Origin of the sequence: Ornithinimicrobium sp. F0845 (assembly GCF_023015765.1) — a bacterium.
In the GTDB taxonomy this organism is placed as follows: domain Bacteria; phylum Actinomycetota; class Actinomycetes; order Actinomycetales; family Dermatophilaceae; genus Ornithinicoccus.
On sequence record NZ_JALKAL010000009.1, the window covers coordinates 16,087 to 33,234 of the forward strand.

The window sequence follows — 17,148 nt, forward strand, 5'->3', positions numbered from 1 at the left end:
TCGATGAGGAGACCGGAGACCCCCATGAGTGAGCTGCAGTACCCCGACGACCTGCGCTACACCTCCGACCACGAGTGGGTCAGGGACCAGGGAGAGGGCGTGGTCCGGGTCGGCATCACCTCCTACGCCCAGGACGCCCTCGGCGACGTGGTGTACGTGAGCCTGCCCGCGGTCGGCGACGAGATCAGCACCGGTGACGCCTGCGGCGAGGTGGAGTCCACCAAGTCGGTCAGCGACCTGTACGCGCCCTTGGCCGGTGAGGTCGCCGCCGTCAACGACGCGCTGGACGCCACTCCCGAGCTCATCAACTCCGACCCCTACGGCGAGGGCTGGATGTTCGAGGTGAAGGTCGCCGACACGGCCGAGCTGGACGGTCTGCTCACCGTCGAGGCTTACCGGGAGCAGACGAACTAGGCTTGGGGACGAACGAGGAGGTAGCTGGTGACCGAGCGAGAGCGTGAGCACTACGGGTCCGGCGTCGACCCGACCGCCAACCTGCCCCACGGACTGGAGGTGCCGCAGCCGGGCTACTCATTCGAGGAGGACGCGCCCCGGCTCTCCGAGGCCGACCAGCGCACCGTTGACGCCCTCCGCCCCGGCACCGCCCTGCTCATCGTGCTGCGCGGCCCCAATGCGGGCGCGCGGTTCCTGCTGGACGACGATGAGGTGAGCTCGGGCCGCCACCCGAGCAGCGACATCTTCCTCGACGATGTGACCGTCTCCCGTCGGCACGCGGTCTTCGCCCGCTCCGACCAGGGTTATGAGGTGCGCGACGTCGGGTCCCTCAACGGGACCTACGTCAACCGGGAGCGGATCGACAGCCAGGTCCTCGAGCAGGGTGACGAGGTGCAGATCGGCAAGTTCCGCCTGGTCTACTACCGCGGGCGGCAGTGACGCTGCACTCCATCGGGACGGTGCTGCGCGAGTTGCAGCAGGAGTTCCCAGAGCTCACCGTCTCCAAGATCCGGTTCCTCGAGACCGAGGGACTGGTGCTGCCGCAACGACGAGAGTCCGGCCAGCGGGCCTTCACCGACGACGACGTCGAACGGCTGCGCTTCGTGCTCCGAGCCCAGCGGGACCGGTTCTGGCCGCTGAAGGTGATCAAGACCGCCCTAGACGGGATGGACCTCGGGGTGAGTGCCGACCCCGAGTCCGAGACAGCAACTGCAGCTGCACCTGCCGGGGCCGCTCCGACCCGGCCCCAGGGCGCCAGGCTGCCCACGGCCGACCAGCTGCGCCGGCGCCGCGCGGTGCGGTTGAGCCCGGCCGAGCTGCGTGAGGCGGTCGGCATCGACGTCGCCGCCTACACCCAGCTCAAGGCGTTCGGGCTCATCCGGGTCGACTCGGCGGGACGGCACTCGGCCGACGACCTTGACATCGCCCGGGAGTGCACGGCTCTGGCCGAGTACGGCCTGGAGCCGCGGCACCTGCGCCTGTTCCGGGTCGCGGCGGATCGCGAGGTGGGACTGGCCCAGCAGATCCTGGAGCCGGTGCGCCGCCGACAGGCCCGGGGGGCCGGTGACGCTGACCCGGAGGAGCTCGAGACCGAGATCGTGGCCCGCACTCTGGCCCTGCACGTGGCCCTGGTCCGGGCGGGACTCGGACAGAGGCAGTAGCCTAGACGGGGTGAAGGAGTTGGACGTTCTGGGTGTGCGCGTCGAGATGCCGACCAACAACCCCATCGTGTTGCTCAGGGAGCGGGAGGGACACCGCTACCTGCCGATCTGGATCGCGGCCCCGGAGGCCACGGCGATCGCCTACGCGCAGCAGGGGGTGCAACCACCCAGGCCACTGACCCACGACCTGATGGTCACCCTGATCGAGGACCTGGGCCACCGTCTCGACGAGGTCCGGATCACCCGGATGCAGGACAACATCTTCTACGCCGTGCTCGTGCTGGACGGCACCACGGAGATCTCAGCCAGGCCCTCGGACGCGATCGCGCTGGCTCTCCGGGCTGCCACCCCGATCCTGGCGGCCGAGGAGGTGCTCGACGCCGCGGGGGTCGCCATGGCGGTCGAGGACGAGGACGAGGTCGAGCGGTTCCGTGAGTTCCTCGACCAGGTCTCCGCCGAGGATTTCGAGTCGGGCGAGGGCGACCCACCGCGTGGCGGTGATTGACCAGCGGGTCGCAAGGGCCTACCGTCGAATCACACCAACGTAGTCTAGGAGGGGTGCCAGTGGGCACTGGAGCCGAAGTGCGCGGTCCGCAGGATGCGGCAACGCCGGAGCAGGGGCTGCTGTTCACCTCCGACGTGCCCGCCCTGGAGGAGGGTGTCGGCTACCGCGGACCGACCGCGTGCGGCGCGGCGGGCGTCACCTATCGCCAGCTGGACTACTGGGCCCGCACCGGTCTGCTCGAGCCGTCGGTGCGCAACCCCAGTGGGTCGGGCACGCAGCGGCTCTACAGCTTTCGCGACATCCTCGTCCTCAAGATCATCAAGCGGCTCCTGGACACTGGCGTGTCCCTGCAGCAGATCCGGGTAGCCGTCACCCAGTTGCGCGAGCGCGGGGTCCAGGACCTGGCACACATCACGTTGATGAGCGACGGAGCGAGTGTCTACGAGTGCACCTCCGACGACCAGGTCATCGACCTCGTGCGCGGCGGCCAGGGCGTGTTCGGCATCGCGGTCGGCAGCGTGTGGCGCGAGGTCGAGGGGACGCTCGCCTCACTGCCCAGCGAGAAGGCGGAGACACCCGGCACGGGTGATGACGAGCTGGCCCAGCGCCGGCGCGCGCGCAAGACCAGCTAGTCCTTCTCGATCACGCACGGTGCGTCGCCGACCACGAGCAGTGCGTTGAGCCCGACGAATCAGGCGGCGGGCTACGTGCCGCAAGAGGATATCCGCGGCGAAGTCGCTAGACTGGCCGCGCTGTTGACACCCGCGTGAGAGACCTCACCTCGTTGGGGCGCCGAAGGGGCATTCTCCCCGCCAAGCTCTCAGGCGCAAGGAACGCGCGGTCGAGGCAACTCTGAACGGGACACCCGGACAGAGGGGGCCGACCTGAGGAGTCCTCTTGTCACTGTTGCCTGAGTTCGCCAGCCGGCACATCGGTCCCCGCGACACCGACATCACCACCATGCTGCAGACCCTCGGGTACGACTCCCTGGAGGCGCTCGTCGACGCGGCCGTGCCGGAGCGGATCCGCGCGGCTGCGCCGCTGGAGGTGCCGGCGGCCGAGTCTGAGCAGGCGGCGCTGGCCGAGCTGCGTGAGGTCGCGGCCCAGAACACGGTGGTCACCTCGATGATCGGCCTGGGCTACTACGGCACACAGACCCCGCCGGTCGTCAAGCGCAACGTCCTGGAGAACCCCGCCTGGTACACCGCCTACACCCCCTACCAGCCCGAGATCTCCCAGGGCAGGCTGGAGGCCCTGCTCAACTTCCAGACCGTCGTCTCCGACCTCACCGGCCTGCAGACGGCCGGTGCCTCGCTGCTCGACGAGGGCACCGCGGTGGCCGAGGCGATGACCTTGATGCGCCGAGCGTCCAAGGTCGCCGACGACGCGGTGCTGCTGGTCGATGAGCACCTGTTCCCGCAGAGCGCCGCGGTCCTGGCCACGCGTGCGCGCTCCCTGGACATCGAGCTGGTCACCGGTGACCTGTCCGACCCGGAGGCACTGGCAGACGGCAGGCCGGTCTTCGGTGCGGTCGTGCAGTACCCCGGCGCCGACGGGGAGATCCGGGACTGGTCCGCCCTGACCGAGGCGATCCACGCGGGCGGCGGGCTCGTCACGGTCGCAGCCGACCTCCTCGCCCTGACCGTGCTCCGGGCCCCGGGCGAGTGGGGGGCGGACGTCGCGGTCGGCTCCACCCAGCGCTTCGGGGTGCCCATGGCGTTCGGTGGCCCGCACGCCGGCTACATGAGCGTCCGCGAGGGTCTGGAGCGCACCCTGCCCGGGCGCCTCGTAGGCGTCAGCAAGGACGCGGCCGGTGCCCCGGCCTACCGCCTGGCCCTGCAGACCCGCGAGCAGCACATCCGCCGCGAGAAGGCCACCTCCAACATCTGCACCTCCCAGGTGCTGCTGGCCGTCATGGCCAGCATGTATGCCGTGTGGCACGGGCCCGAGGGCCTGCGCCGGATCGCCGAGCAGGTGCACGCCAAGGCGCGCTACGTCCGGGAGGCGCTGGCGGCTGGGGGAGTGGATGTCCTGACCGAGAACTTCTTCGACACCCTGACGGTGCGGGGCGACGCCTCGGTGGTCGCCAAGGCTCTCGAGGGGGGCGTCAACCTGTGGCAGGTCGACGACGACCACGTCCTGCTGAGCACGGACGAGGTGGTCACGACCGCCGACCTAGACACCGTGCTGGCAGCCTTCGGCGTCGAAGCGGCGGAGGCCCCCGAGGGCACCGCCTGGGACGAGGTGCACAACCGCACCAGCGACTACCTGACCCACCCGGTCTTCGCCACCCACCGCAGCGAGACCCAGATGCTGCGCTACATCACCTCCCTGGCGGACAAGGACTTCGCGCTGAACCGCGGCATGATCCCGCTCGGCTCCTGCACGATGAAGCTCAACGCCACCACCGAGATGGAGGCCATCACCTGGCCGGAGTTCGCCTCCCTGCACCCGTTCGCCCCGCACGACCAGACCGTCGGGTCGCGCCGGATCGTGGCCGAGCTGTCCCAGTGGCTGGCCGAGATCACCGGCTACGACCAGGTGAGCCTGCAGCCCAACGCCGGGTCCCAGGGGGAGTTCGCCGGGCTCCTGGCCATCCGGTCCTACCACCTGGCCAACGGCGACGACGCACGCACGGTCTGCCTGATCCCGGCCAGCGCCCACGGGACCAACGCGGCGAGCGCGGTGATGGCCGGCCTGAAGGTCGCGGTCGTGAGGACGGCGCCCGACGGCAGCATCGACATGGACGACCTACGGGCCAAGATCGACAAGCACCGGGCGGAACTGGCGGCCATCATGGTCACCTACCCCTCCACCCACGGCGTCTACGAGGAGACCATCACCGAGCTGTGCGAGCTGGTCCACGAGGCCGGTGGTCAGGTCTACGTCGACGGTGCGAACCTCAACGCGCTGATGGGCCTGGCCAAGCCTGGCGAGTTCGGCGGCGACGTCTCACACCTCAACCTCCACAAGACGTTCTGCATCCCGCACGGTGGTGGCGGCCCGGGCGTGGGTCCGGTCGCGGTCCGCGAGCACCTGGCGCCTCACCTGCCGAGTCACCCGCTGGACAACCAGGCGGGACCGGAGTCCGGGGTCGGGGCCATCGCCGCCGCTCCCTACGGCTCCGCAGGCATCCTGCCGATCTCGTGGGCCTACGTCCGGCTGATGGGTGGTGCCGGTCTGACGCGGTCGGCCGAGGTCGCAGTGCTCAACGCCAACTACATCGCCGCCCGCCTGGCGGACCACTACCCGGTCCTGTACTCCGGGAAGAACGGGCTGGTCGCCCACGAGTGCATCCTCGACCTGCGCGGCCTGACCAAGGAGACGGGGGTCACCGTCGACGACGTCGCCAAGCGCCTCATCGACTACGGCTTCCACGCCCCGACGATGAGCTTCCCGGTCGCCGGCACGCTGATGGTCGAGCCCACCGAGAGCGAGGACCTCGGGGAGCTGGACCGGTTCATCGACGCCATGATCGCGATCCGGGCCGAGATGGACGACGAGGCCTCCCGGGCGATGCTCGCCAACGCTCCGCACACCGCGGTGGAGCTGGCGGGGGAGTGGGGCCATCCCTACGACCGGATGTCAGCGGTCTTCCCGGGTGGCCCGGAGGCGAAGTACTGGCCGCCGGTCAAGCGCATCGACGGTGCGTTCGGCGACCGCAACCTGGTCTGCTCCTGCCCGCCGCCGGAGGCTTTCGAGGACTGATCCGACACGACCTACGCCCGCCGCGGACGACGCGGGTCCGTGTCAGGCGGCACAAAGCGTCGCCGTCTGACTAGTCTGTCTGCAACGTCAGGAGGCGCACTATGGGTCAGGAAGTCAGCTCAGCAGCGTTCACCCGCGAGGACCGGTTGGCCTACCGGCACAAGGTCCTGCAGTCCCTCGATGTCTTCGAGCACATGCTGGAGCAGAGCCGGTTCGACTTCACCCGACCCCAGATGGGCCTGGAGATCGAGCTCAACCTGGTCGACGGCAACCTCGACCCGGCGCTGATCAACGGCACGGTGCTCGCCGAGCTGGAGGGCTCGGAGTTCGACTTCCAGGCCGAGGTCGGCCGCTACAACATCGAGATGAACGTCGCGCCCCGGCCGATGGCGGGGGACCAGGCGGTGCGCCTGGAGCGCTGGCTCAACGAGTCGTTGCGCCGGGCCGGGGACGCCGCCCGGGGGCACGGCGCGCAGGTGGCGGCGGTCGGCATACTGCCCACCCTGATGCAGGACCTGTTCGACGGCGACTGGCTGAGCCTCGGGGTCCGCTACACCGCGCTCAACAACGCGATCCTGGCCGAGCGCGGCGAGGGGCTGGAGCTGGACATCGAGGGGCCGACGGGCGAGCGTGTCTCCGGCTACTTCGAGACGATCGGCCCGTTGTCCGGGTGCACCTCGGTCCAGCTCCACCAGCAGGTCACGCCGCAGGACTTCCCGCTCTACTGGAACGCCGCGTCGGCCATCACCGGGGTCCAGGTCGGCCTGGCGGCCAACTCGCCCTACCTGTTCGGCCGCCAGCTGTGGGCCGAGACCCGGATCCCGCTGTTCACCCAGATGGTGGACACACGCTCGATCGAGCTCAAGGCGCAGGGGGTGCGCCCGCGGGCCTACTTCGGGGACCGCTGGATCACCTCGATCTTCGACCTGTTCGAGGAGAACGTCCGCTGCTACCCCGCGCTGCTGCCCGAGCAGAGCCAGGAGGACCCGGTCGCGGTCTACAAGGCCGGCGAGGTGCCCGAGCTGGGCGAGCTCCGGCTGCACAACGGCACCGTCTACCGCTGGAACCGGCCGATCTACGACAACGTCCGGGGCGTGCCGCACCTGCGGGTCGAGAACCGCGTCCTACCCGCCGGACCGACGGTCATCGACATGGTGGCCAACGCCTGCTTCTACTACGGCCTGCTCGAGAAGCTCACCAGCAGCGGGCGCCCGATCTGGACCAAGATGCCCTTCGAGGATGCCGCCACCAACTTCGACGAGGCGGCCCGACACGGGATCTCCTCGGTGCTGAGCTGGCCGGGGGTCGGGCGGGTGCCGGTGACCGAACTGGTCGCCGAGCACCTGCTGCCGATGGCCGACGAGGGCCTGGCGGGCCTGGGTCTGCGCCGCGAGGTGCGCTCCCACTACCTGGACGTGCTCGCCGAGCGCTGCCGGTCGGCGCAGAACGGTTCGTCCTGGCAGGTCGCCTGCACCCAGCGTTTCGAGGCGGCCGGGGACGACCGCCCGACGGCGCTGAAGAAGATGTTCGCGCTCTACCTGGACCACATGGAGGCCAACGAGCCGGTCCACACCTGGCCGCTGCCCAAGGTCACCGCACCCGATCCCGAGACCGAGTCGGCGCCGACGAGTGGCCCGGCGGAGCCGGTCACGGCCTGAGGTTCCATCCCTCGATCACCGGGTCCTCCCGGTGGTGACCCAGTATGCCGATCGCGCCGGTCTCGAAGGTCAGGTGCGCCCCGAACCTGGGCTCGGTCCGCAGGAAGACCGCGGTCAGGATCCGCAGCGCCTGGCCGTGACCGAACAGGGCGACGTCCCCGTCATACTGCCCGACCGCGGCCAGCACCCGGCTGGCCCGCGCAGCGACCTCCTCGACCGTCTCCCCGGGCGTCGCGCCGGGTGTAACACCGTCGCGCCAGACCGACCAGTCCGTGCCGGTCTCCGCCCGGACCTGGGCGGTGCTGATGCCCTCGTAGGCACCGTAGTCCCACTCGGCCAGGTCGGGGTCGACCTCGTCGACGGTGACGCCGGCCAGCTCGGCGGTGCGGCTGGCGCGCTGCAGCGGCGAGGACCGGACGTGCACGAAGTCGAAGCGTGCCAGGAAGGGCGCCAGTGACTGGGCGCCGGCCTCTCCCTCGGGCAGCAGCGGCAGGTCGGTCAGGCCGGTGTGCTGGCCGGACTCGGACCACTCCGTCGCACCGTGGCGGACCAGGATCAGTCGAGGACTCACTCTGGCAGGCTAGTCCCTATGACCGCTGACAACCTGCGAAGCATCTCCCTGACCCGCACCGAGAAGGGCGCCTACGAGGCGGTGAACGCCCGCGGGGGGCGGCTGCCGTTCGGGGACGGCAGCTCCACCGACTTCACCCCCGTCGAGCTGCTGCTGGTGGCGATGGCGGGCTGCTCGGCGATCGACGTGGACTACCTGACCAGCCGGCTCGCCGAGCCCACCGGATTCGAGGTGACCGGCGAGTCCGAGAAGCTCAGCGACGAGCAGGGCAACCACCTGGGGGAGGTCCGGATCTCCTTCGACATCACCTTCCCCGAGGGGGAGGGCGGGGACGCGGCCCGCACCCGGCTGCCGGACGCGGTCGCCAGGTCCCGGGACCGGCTGTGCACCGTCTCCCGCACGGTCCAGCTGTCCGCCCCTGTCACCTATACCGTCAGGTGACCACCCTCACCCGGAGCCTCGGTCTGGGCGACGCCGTCGCCATCGGCCTGGGGTCGATGATCGGCGCCGGTCTCTTCGTCGTCTGGGGACCAGCCGCCCGGGCTGCGGGCTCCTGGCTGCTGCTGAGCCTGGTGCTGGCGGCTCTCGTCGCCGTCTGCAACGCGTGGTCCTCGGCAGCCCTCGCCGCGCGCTACCCGTCCGCGGGCGGCACCTATGTCTATGGCCGGGAGCGACTCGGGGACTTCGCGGGCTATCTCGCGGGGTGGGCCTTCGTGGTCGGCAAGCTGGCCTCGTGCGCCGCGATGGCGATGGCGATCGCCGCCTATGTCGCGCCCGGCCGGGAACGCGTTGCCGCTGCGGTCGCGGTGGTCGTCGCGACCGGACTCAACCTCACCGGGGTGCAGCGCTCGGCCCGGGTGTCCCGGGTGATCAGCACCCTCGTGATCGCCGTGCTGGCCGGGGTGATCGTGGCCGGAGCCCTCGGCGGTGAGGTCGTCTCCCGGCCAGCCGTGTTCGCCGACGACCTCAACGTCTACGGCGTGCTCCAGGGCGCCGGACTGATCTTCTTCGCCTTCGCCGGGTACGCCCGCATCGCCACCCTCGCCGAGGAGGTGGTGGAGCCGCGCAGCACGATCCCGCGCGCCGTGGCGATCACGGTCGCGGCCGTCCTGCTGCTGTATGCCGTGGTCGCGGTGCTCACCCTCGCGGTCCTGGGGCCGGAGCAGCTGGCCCGGGTCACCGACCCCGTCGCCGCAGCCACCGGCGTGGTCCTGTCCTCCCCGTGGGTCTGGGCCGTCCGCGCGGCAGCGGTGCTCGCCGCCTGTGGCGCCCTGCTCAACCTGGTGCTGGGTGTCTCCCGGACGGCCCTGGCGATGGGCCGCGACGGGCACCTCCCCGCCGTGGTCGCCCGCGTCAACGACAGGGGGGTGCCCCAGCACGCCGAGCTCGGCGTCGGCGCCGTCGTCCTGGTGCTGGTGCTCGTGGCGGACCTGCGGGGCGCCATCGGCTTCTCGAGCTTCGGGGTGCTGACCTACTACGCGATCGCCAACGCCAGCGCCCGGACCCTGCGCGACTGGCGCTGGGTCGCTGTGGTGCCGCTGGTGGGGCTGACCGGGTGCGTGGTGCTGGCCCTGACCCTGCCCTGGGCGTCGGTCCTGGGCGGCGTCGTGGTGCTGGTCGTCGGGATCCTCCTGTATGGCGTGACGAGGCGCCGCGACACCCCGGCGGTTCGCTGAAAACCGGTGGTCCCGTGCCCGGCGGCGAGCAACACTGTCGGTCATGACGACGTGGAGCCACCTGCGCCCGGAGGACGTGCCCGCCTGGGCAGAGCTGACCAACCTGCTCGCCCGGGTGGACCAGACCGAGGAGTTCTACGAGGCCGAGGACCTCGCGGAGGAGCTGACCGAGCACGGTTTCACCCCGGAGCTGGACTCGTGGGCGTTGTGGGAGGGCGACCGGCTCATCGGCTACGGCCAGCTGAGGTGCCGTGCCACGCACGACGGTCGGGTGAAGGCCTACCTGGGCGGCGGCATCCACCCCGACGTCCGGCGACGGGGTCTGGGCACCGAGCTGATGGACCGGATGGAGCCCCGCGGGCGGGAGCTGGCGGCTCAGGTGGCGCCCGGGGCACCGGTGACCTGGTCGGTCTCCGGTGGGGTCGAGGGCGCCTCGGTCCGGCCGATGCTCGAGCACCGGGGGTATGCGATCGTCCGCTACTGGAACGAGATGAGGCGGGTCCTCGACGGTTCGCCGGTCGAGGTGCCCGAGGTCGACGCGGTCCTGGTGTCACCGACTGACGAGCACCGGGAGGCCACCCGGCTGGCGCACAACGAGGCGTTCCGGGACCACTGGGGCTCCGGGCCGCAGTCCCCGGAGGACTGGGCCGACACCTGGGGCGCGCGATCCAACCGGATGGCGGCCTCCACGGTGGCGCTCGACCCGCAGGGGAGGGTGCTCGCCTACGTCCTGGCGGGGACCTGGGTCCCGGAGGAGCTCTATGTCAGCCGGGTGGGCACGGTGCCCGCCGCCCGGGGCCGGGGTCTGGCCCACGCGGCCCTGCTGCGCACGGTGAGCCTGGCCGAGGGGTTCGACTACGTGGCGCTCGACGTCGACTCAGCGAGCCCCACCGGTGCCACGCGGCTGTACGAGCGGGCGGGCTTCTCCCTGTCCAAGGTGACCTGCCTCTACCACCGGGACGCACCCGCCCCCTGACCCTGGGCTCCCGGCCGCGACGGGCAGGCGGCCTCGGGAGCCCACCACGCGGCATACTCCCGACCGGGAGGCACAGGGGCAACGGGCTGGTTAGGGTGACGCATGGCTACCTTCCTCGACATCCATCCCGTCGATCCGCAGCCCCGACTCGTCAACCGAGTGGTCGACACCCTCCGCGGGGGCGGACTGGTCGCCTATCCCACGGATGCCTGCTTCGCGCTCGGGGCCCAGCTCGGCAACCAGGAGGCCAAGGACCGGATCATCCGCATCCGAGCGCTCGACGACAAGCACCACTTCACCCTGGTGTGCGCGGACTTCGCCCAGCTCGGGCAGTTCGTGCACCTGGACAACGCCGTCTTCCGGGCGGTGAAGGCCGCGACGCCGGGTCCGTTCACCTTCATCCTGCCGGCCACCCCGGGGGTGCCCCGCAAGTTGCAGCACCCCAAGAAGAAGACCGTCGGTGTGCGGATCCCCGAGCACCGGATCACCCAGGCGATCCTGGCCGAGCTCGGTGAGCCGATGCTCTCCAGCACACTTCTGCTGCCGGGGGACGAGGAGCCCCTCGCGATGGGCTGGGAGATCAAGGAGCGTCTCGACGACCAGGTGGACATCGTCATCGACGGGGACGAGACCGGCAACGAGCCGACGACGGTCATCGACTTCTCCGACGGCTACCCGCAGGTGGTCCGTGAGGGCGCCGGGGACTCCACCGCCTTCGCCTGACCCCGGCCGATGTCATCCTGGAGGATGTAGACGCTCAGACGGGGCCTGAGTACGCTCGATGACGAGCGCACAGGTGCTCACTGCTTCTCCCGAGAGCCGAGGCACGATGGCTGCGATCAAGGGTCCCTGGAAGACCGTGGCAGGACCGGGTGGCACCACGGTCCCGTTCTACGTCATCCGTTTCGACAAGCGGGGCGTGTGCACCAGTCCCGCGAGCCTGGCGCATCTCGTGGACGCTGCCGCCGACGCCACCGACGTCTTCCTGTTCAGCCACGGCTGGAACAACGACTGGGCCGCCGCGACCCGTCGCTACGACCAGTTCATCACCCAGTTCACGCGCTCGCACGCCGCCCACTGGCACCCCGAGACGCGTCCGTTCCGGCCTGTCCTGGTCGGTGTCCACTGGCCGAGCACCGTGCTGGTCATGCAGGACGAGCAGGGCCCGGACATCGCCGCGGGCACCGCGTCCGACCAGGACCCCGAGGAGGCGGTGCCCGTCGACCTGCTGGCCGAGGACCTGACTCCCGACCAGGCCGCCCGGCTCTACGAGCTCGCCGAGCGGGAGGAGCTGCGTGGCCAGGACGCCCTGGACTTCGCCGCCCTGCTCGTGCCGGTGCTGACCGGCCGCGACGACGAGACCGGCACCGGGGAGGAGGTCACCCCTGACGCCGCCGACCTCGTCGCGCTGTGGAGCACCATCCCGGACGGTGACACAGACCCCCCGCCCGAACGCGGCGGCTTCGCCCCCGACGCCTCCGATGACACGACCGCCGGACCGCAGACCGCGGGCTGGCTCGACAAGCTGAACCCGCGCAACGTGATCAGGAGCGCCACCGTCCTGCTGATGAAGGACCGGGCCGGCCGCGTCGGGGCAGCCGGGGTGCGCACCATGCTCCACGGCATACTCGCCGCCTCCGAGGAGTCCCGGGTCCACCTGGTGGGCCACAGCTACGGAGCCAAAGTGGTGTTGTCGGCACTCGCCCACGGCTCCGCCCCGTCACGACAGGTGGAGTCGGTCCTGCTCCTGCAGCCGGCGACCTCGGCGAAGTGCTTCGCCGACGCGTCCGGAGGGAACCGTGCGGGAGGCTACCGTCCCGCGCTGGAGCGGTCGAAGCAGCCCATCATGACGACCTTCAGCCGCCACGACGCGCCACTCACGAAGCTCTTCCACTTCGCCGCCCGGCGAGCCTCGGACAAGCGGGAGGCCGTCATTGCCGGGGCGCCGTCGGAGTACGCCGCACTGGGTGGGTTCGGACCGCAGGACACCTCCTCGGTCACCGTCGTGGACGCCCGGACCGCGCCGCATCGCTACGACCTGCCCACCACCGAGGTGCTCGCCATCCGCGCGGACGACGTCATCAGCGGCCACGGTGACGTGCAGAACGCGGCGACGGCCTGGGCGCTGCTCTGCCAGGTCATGGAGTAGCCGTGGCCCAGCTGGTGCGCGCCGAGCACGACCTGCCGTCCCTGCGGATCGCCTACCGCGACGGGGGCCGGGTGGCGGTGTGCTTCTGGCTGGTGCGAGGCGGGGCGGAGCCGGAGCTGGTGGCCCAGTGCCCCGTCGCGGAGCTCGGGCCGGTCGACTTCCCCGACGAGGTCACGGTCACCGACGACCAGTTCAGTCTGCCCTCCGACGTGATGTACGAGCTGTCCCGGAGGATGTCGGATCTCGGCATGTCGGACTCGCCACCGGACAACGCGATCTGGTTGGAGCTGGTGAGCCCGCGCGGCTATCTGCACCTGATCCCGTGGGAGCAGCTCCTCCAGCCGCTGGGGCGCCCGCTGGTGCGCCTGCCGAACTACACGGTCCGGCCACAGGCCCAGTCGCCGACCATCGAGGTGGCGCTGTGCGCGAGCTCGACCGTGCTCGGCGGCGAGTTCGACCCGGCGGCCACCCTCGCGCGCCTCGCCCGCCTCTGGCTGACCATGTCGGGCAAGCGGACCCGCGTCCACCTGTTCTGCGACGGGTGGGCCCACGAGCAGGTCGCCGAGCTGGTCGAGGGGATGGACGGCGTGAAGCTGGCGGACCCGGCCCGGTGGGAGGAGGTCGCCTACCCCTCCTCGATGGTGAGCAACCCGTGGCTGGAGTGGATCGGAGGGGCCCTGGAGGGACTGGCCCTCGATGTCGTGCACCTGGTGGGCTACGGCTACCTGTCCGGCGGTCGCGGAGCCGTGGCGCTCGCCGCCACGCCCACGAGCCGTGCAGGAGAGCACGCCGAGTTTGTCGGCGCGGCCCAGCTCGCCCAGTTCGTGGCCGCCCGCGGGGCATGGACCTTCCTGGTCAGCGGTCCGCCGGACAACTACTCCGGTGCCGGGTTGCGGGATGTCGCGGACACGCTGGCGATCAACAGCCCCGGCATCAGCATCGCCCACGACCTGATGCAGGACCCCGACGTCGGCCAGCTCACCCGCGTGGTCGAGCTCGTCTTCGCGGGGAAGGAGTCGGTCACCGAGCCGCTGCCGGGTATCTGTGCCTGGGCCCACCCCAAGTTCGTGGAGTATCCCGAGGAGAACCTCATCACCCGCACCGGGCACTCGGCGATGGTCGGCGAGGCGACCCGCGAGGTGCTGGACGCCCCGGACACCCCCGCGTCGGTGGCCTCCGGCACCCGCTACCTGGAGTCCCTGCAGGCCCAGTGGAGCGCCAGTCAGGGCGGCGCGATCGACGCCGAGGCCGTGGCCGCGCTCCGGCGGGTGTCCGACGTGCTCGAGCGACGTTCGGTCGAGCTGAGGGATGAGTCATGAGCCGCATCGTCTTCAGCGTCGTGGGTCTGAGCACCTCAAGCGGCACCACCCTCGGGATCCAGCTCAAGGAACCCCCGGCTTTCGGCCGCCAGGCGGTCGAGCTCTCAGTGTCCGCGACGGACCCGACCTTCCAGGCGCTGCACGGCGTGCCGCCGGAGAACGCCGTCCGCGAGGCGGGCCGGGTGCTCTTCGACGCGCTCATCGCCAACAACCCCGACCTGCGCAAGCACATCGAGGCCGCCCTCCTGGTCCAACCTCCCAACCGGTTCCCGGTCTTCGTCGAGCTGACCACCGGCGGTGCGGAGGGCTTCCCGTGGGAGGCGCTGTGCACCCAGGACGGCGACTTCCTGGGTCTGGACGAGCGGTGGGCGGTCGGCCGCATCGTCGAGTCGATCAGTCCGCTGCCCGGCACGTGGTTGTTCGAGCCGCCGCTGCGGATCGCGGCGGTGCTCTCCTGCCTCGGGGTCCCGGGGGCACCGGAGTGGGGGGCGCTCCGGGCGGCGTGCGAGGCCTCCGAGGTGCCGGTCGAGCTGGTCGTCCTGGTCAGCGAGGACGCGTTGCACCAGGAGATCAGCGCCGCGGGCCTGGACTGGGTCACCGTCGAGTTCGTGCCCTCGACGGTGGTGGACATCGCCGCGCGGCTGCAGACCTTCAACGCCCACGTCCTGCACATGTTCTGCCACGGGTTGTCCACCGGGACCAGCCCCCACCTGCAGGTCGCGACCCGGGCCGACTGGCTGGAGGGGACCGCGAGCAGCCTGATGGTCGAGGCGCGCGATCTGCGCTCCTTCAACCCACCGATCGACAACCTGCCCTGGCTCGTCGTGCTCAACAGCTGTGAAACGGCCGCGGCCGGCGACCCGGAGTCGGCCCGCTCGGTCGCCCTCGACCTGATCGCCGAGGGCGGGGTCCCGGCGGTCGTGGGCATGCGCGAGCCCGTCCGCTCCGACGACGCCACGCTGTTCACCAGGGCCTTCTACGACCAGCTGCTCCCCGAGGTCAACCGGCTGCTCGACCCGGAGCGGTCGGCCGACCCGGTCGACTGGGCCCGGCTGGTGGTCAGCGCACGGGAGCAGATCGCCGAGCAGTACGAGCCGCTGGACGCCCAGCGGGGCACCAAGAAGGAGTGGACGTTGCCCGTGGTCTACAGCCGGCCCGCCAGCTTCCAGGTGCAGCCCGTTGCGCCGTCAGCACCGGTGCCGCCCGCGCCTGTGCCGCCCGCGCCCGACGGGCCACCGCCGCCGGACCCTGGGCAGGCACCGCCGGACGCCGTGCAGCCACCACCTCCGGCACCGGATCCCGCAGCCCCCGCACCCGGTCCCGGGGACCGCGTGCGCCCACCGCTCGACGGGCAGCCCGGAGCCGGGGGAGCGGAGCAGCCGCCGCCCGAGGCGGGGGAGTCGAGCCGCTCCCTGGCCCTGAGCGTTCGCGCACTCACCGGTCTGCGGGCTCAGGTGGAGGCCGCCGGCGACCCCGAGATGCTGGCCCACATCGATCAGGAGATCGCCCGCCTGCAGGCGCTCCTGGACGGTCGGCGGTCACCGTGAGCAGCGCGACGCCAGCCCCCACGCCGCTGCGTGATCTCTCCGTCCGCGCCAACGCGTTCACCGACGAGGGCCCGGCCACCGGGACCTTCGCCGACACCTTCGGCCGCTGGACCGTCGGCACCGCCGAGTTCGGGGTGCGTCAGCTGGTGCCGACGGCTGCCGACCCCACGGACTGGGCCAACCCCAGGATCGGCTGGGGGGTCATCCTGCCCGAGCCGGAGGGGCTGGAGCCCGCCGCCCTGCGGACGGCCGATGACGCACCCGAGCCGATCCGGGACCTTGTGCGAGCGCGGGGCGGCAAGGTGCTGCGCTACCGCCCGGGCACCTCGCTGGCCCAGTGGGTGCTGCGTGACTATGCCAGCGAGGGTGACCTCTTCACCGCTGCCTCGCCGCAGGGGATGGGGCCCAAGGAGCTGCCGCTCTACCTCCTGATCGCCGCGTCGCCGGCGGAGGTGCCCTGGCAGGTCCAGTACGCCCTCAACCCGGTCCGCCACGTCGGTCGCCTCGACCTGGACGAGGAGGGGCTGGGCAACTATGTCACCGCGCTCCAGTCCGGGTGGGCCGACTCCCAGGCGCAGTATGCCGCGCCGCTGGTCTGGTCGGTCGACCACGGTGGGGGCGACATCACCACGCTGATGAGGGAGGTCATCGGGGCGGCGCTGTGGGCCCAGCTCAAGGACGACGGCGACATGCCCGGCGCCCGGTTCATCGACGGGTCCGAGGCAGACGCCTCCGGGGCGGCGCTCGCGGCCGCCCTGGCCGAGCTGCGGCCCGCCCTCGTGGTCACCACCAGCCACGGCAAGACGGGCCCGCTCAGCGACCCGGAGGCGATGCAGCGCGAGCTGGGCTGGCTCGTGGATGGCTCACAGCAGGTCGTCGATCCGGCGACCCTGATCAAGGCATGGTCGCCCGACGGCGCGGTCTGGTTCGCGCAGGCGTGCTGCTCGGCGGGGGCCGACCAGCCCTCCGCCTACGAGGGACTCTTTGCCGCGTCCGGATCGGTCGGCCGGGTGCTCACCGAGGTCGCGCGCCTCGGGGCGCAGACCGCGCCGACCCCCCGGGCCCTGCTGGGAGCGACCAGGCCGCTGCGGGCCTTCATCGGTCAGGTCGAGCCGACCTTCAACTGGACGATGGAGTTCCCCTCCACCCGCCAGGACCTGACCTCCAGCCTGCGGCGCGCGGTCTACGACGGGATCTGCGGTGGCCAGCCCGTCGGCCTGGCCATGGCCGGCTACTACGACCCCATCGGCTCGCTGCTGGTCAACCACGGTCGCCAGCTGAGGGACTTCAACGACGGGGCGACCAACGCCCTCGACCTGGCGACCTACAGCAAGGCCACGGCCTACGACCGCGCCAGCACGGTGCTGCTCGGTGACCCGACCGCGGCGATCCCGCTGCCCGGCTGAGTCGGTCCCGCAGCCAC

At 71.3% G+C, this 17,148-nt stretch carries 16 protein-coding genes and 1 riboswitch; of the genes, 15 read left to right on the top strand and 1 reads right to left on the bottom strand.

Translation table 11 applies throughout. The annotated features are described in order from the left end of the window. Positions 1-24: 24 nt before the first annotated feature. From gcvH to MWU75_RS13530, 7 genes are all read left to right on the top strand, one after another. Entirely contained in the window at positions 25-414 is a 390-nt protein-coding gene (gcvH, locus tag MWU75_RS13500) for a glycine cleavage system protein GcvH (protein WP_247091630.1), read from the top strand. Between the two features lie 93 nt (positions 415-507). Further along, positions 508-894, top strand: coding sequence for an FHA domain-containing protein (locus MWU75_RS13505; RefSeq protein ID WP_281497251.1), 387 nt, complete (start codon positions 508-510; stop codon positions 892-894). After that, on the top strand, positions 891-1,616 hold the full coding sequence (locus MWU75_RS13510) for a MerR family transcriptional regulator (RefSeq protein ID WP_247091631.1): 726 nt from the start codon (positions 891-893) through the stop codon (positions 1,614-1,616). The genes MWU75_RS13505 and MWU75_RS13510 overlap by 4 nt, the downstream gene beginning before the upstream one ends. Positions 1,617-1,626: 10 nt before the next feature. Further along, positions 1,627-2,121: a bifunctional nuclease family protein gene (locus tag MWU75_RS13515; RefSeq protein ID WP_247091633.1), complete on the top strand. Its 495-nt coding sequence runs from the start codon at positions 1,627-1,629 to the stop codon at positions 2,119-2,121. 59 nt (positions 2,122-2,180) lie between these two features. Next, the gene (locus MWU75_RS13520) at positions 2,181-2,753 is read left to right on the top strand and encodes a MerR family transcriptional regulator (protein WP_348647772.1); all 573 of its coding nucleotides are present in this window, start codon (positions 2,181-2,183) and stop codon (positions 2,751-2,753) included. 123 nt (positions 2,754-2,876) lie between these two features. Next, positions 2,877-2,967, top strand: a riboswitch (glycine riboswitch). Positions 2,968-3,018: 51 nt separating this feature from the next. Further along, a complete protein-coding gene (gene gcvP, locus MWU75_RS13525) occupies positions 3,019-5,829 on the top strand; it encodes an aminomethyl-transferring glycine dehydrogenase (protein WP_247091635.1) in 2,811 nt (936 codons plus the stop codon). A gap of 101 nt (positions 5,830-5,930) precedes the next feature. Beyond that, positions 5,931-7,487: a glutamate--cysteine ligase gene (locus MWU75_RS13530; RefSeq protein WP_247091637.1), complete on the top strand. Its 1,557-nt coding sequence runs from the start codon at positions 5,931-5,933 to the stop codon at positions 7,485-7,487. On the opposite strand, the gene MWU75_RS13535 is transcribed toward MWU75_RS13530, so the two are convergent. Further along, positions 7,477-8,058 carry a histidine phosphatase family protein gene (locus tag MWU75_RS13535; protein ID WP_247091639.1) on the bottom strand — a complete coding sequence of 194 codons (582 nt, stop codon included), beginning with the start codon at positions 8,056-8,058 and terminating at the stop codon, positions 7,477-7,479. The genes MWU75_RS13530 and MWU75_RS13535 overlap by 11 nt on opposite strands. A gap of 18 nt (positions 8,059-8,076) precedes the next feature. Between MWU75_RS13535 and MWU75_RS13540 the strand changes: the two genes are divergently transcribed. The 8 genes from MWU75_RS13540 to MWU75_RS13575 all read left to right on the top strand — a co-directional run bounded on the left by MWU75_RS13540 (position 8,077) and on the right by MWU75_RS13575 (position 17,131). After that, positions 8,077-8,499: an OsmC family protein gene (locus MWU75_RS13540; protein WP_247091641.1), complete on the top strand. Its 423-nt coding sequence runs from the start codon at positions 8,077-8,079 to the stop codon at positions 8,497-8,499. After that, positions 8,496-9,734 carry an APC family permease gene (locus MWU75_RS13545; protein ID WP_247091643.1) on the top strand — a complete coding sequence of 413 codons (1,239 nt, stop codon included), beginning with the start codon at positions 8,496-8,498 and terminating at the stop codon, positions 9,732-9,734. The genes MWU75_RS13540 and MWU75_RS13545 overlap by 4 nt, the downstream gene beginning before the upstream one ends. Positions 9,735-9,777: 43 nt before the next feature. Then, a complete protein-coding gene (locus MWU75_RS13550) occupies positions 9,778-10,710 on the top strand; it encodes a GNAT family N-acetyltransferase (protein WP_247091646.1) in 933 nt (310 codons plus the stop codon). 102 nt (positions 10,711-10,812) lie between these two features. Then, the gene (locus MWU75_RS13555) at positions 10,813-11,433 is read left to right on the top strand and encodes an L-threonylcarbamoyladenylate synthase (RefSeq protein ID WP_247091649.1); all 621 of its coding nucleotides are present in this window, start codon (positions 10,813-10,815) and stop codon (positions 11,431-11,433) included. 58 nt (positions 11,434-11,491) lie between these two features. Next, complete coding sequence (locus MWU75_RS13560; RefSeq protein ID WP_247091651.1) at positions 11,492-12,859, top strand: hypothetical protein; 1,368 nt, start codon at positions 11,492-11,494, stop codon at positions 12,857-12,859. A gap of 2 nt (positions 12,860-12,861) precedes the next feature. Continuing rightward, entirely contained in the window at positions 12,862-14,178 is a 1,317-nt protein-coding gene (locus MWU75_RS13565; protein WP_247091654.1) for a hypothetical protein, read from the top strand. Next, complete coding sequence (locus tag MWU75_RS13570) at positions 14,175-15,725, top strand: CHAT domain-containing protein (RefSeq protein WP_247091656.1); 1,551 nt, start codon at positions 14,175-14,177, stop codon at positions 15,723-15,725. Before MWU75_RS13565 ends, MWU75_RS13570 begins: the two co-directional genes overlap by 4 nt. Beyond that, entirely contained in the window at positions 15,722-17,131 is a 1,410-nt protein-coding gene (locus MWU75_RS13575) for a hypothetical protein (protein ID WP_247091658.1), read from the top strand. Before MWU75_RS13570 ends, MWU75_RS13575 begins: the two co-directional genes overlap by 4 nt. The last annotated feature ends 17 nt before the right edge of the window (positions 17,132-17,148 follow it).

Bases quoted from the DNA above. Each gene is read 5' to 3' on its own strand.
- MWU75_RS13560 (WP_247091651.1), top strand. From the start codon at position 11,492: ATGACGAGCGCACAGGTGCTCACTGCTTCTCCCGAGAGCCGAGGCACG.
- gcvH (WP_247091630.1), top strand. From the start codon at position 25: ATGAGTGAGCTGCAGTACCCCGACGACCTGCGCTACACCTCCGACCAC.
- MWU75_RS13570 (WP_247091656.1), top strand. From the start codon at position 14,175: ATGAGCCGCATCGTCTTCAGCGTCGTGGGTCTGAGCACCTCAAGCGGC.
- MWU75_RS13555 (WP_247091649.1), top strand. From the start codon at position 10,813: ATGGCTACCTTCCTCGACATCCATCCCGTCGATCCGCAGCCCCGACTC.
- MWU75_RS13540 (WP_247091641.1), top strand. From the start codon at position 8,077: ATGACCGCTGACAACCTGCGAAGCATCTCCCTGACCCGCACCGAGAAG.
- MWU75_RS13530 (WP_247091637.1), top strand. From the start codon at position 5,931: ATGGGTCAGGAAGTCAGCTCAGCAGCGTTCACCCGCGAGGACCGGTTG.
- MWU75_RS13550 (WP_247091646.1), top strand. From the start codon at position 9,778: ATGACGACGTGGAGCCACCTGCGCCCGGAGGACGTGCCCGCCTGGGCA.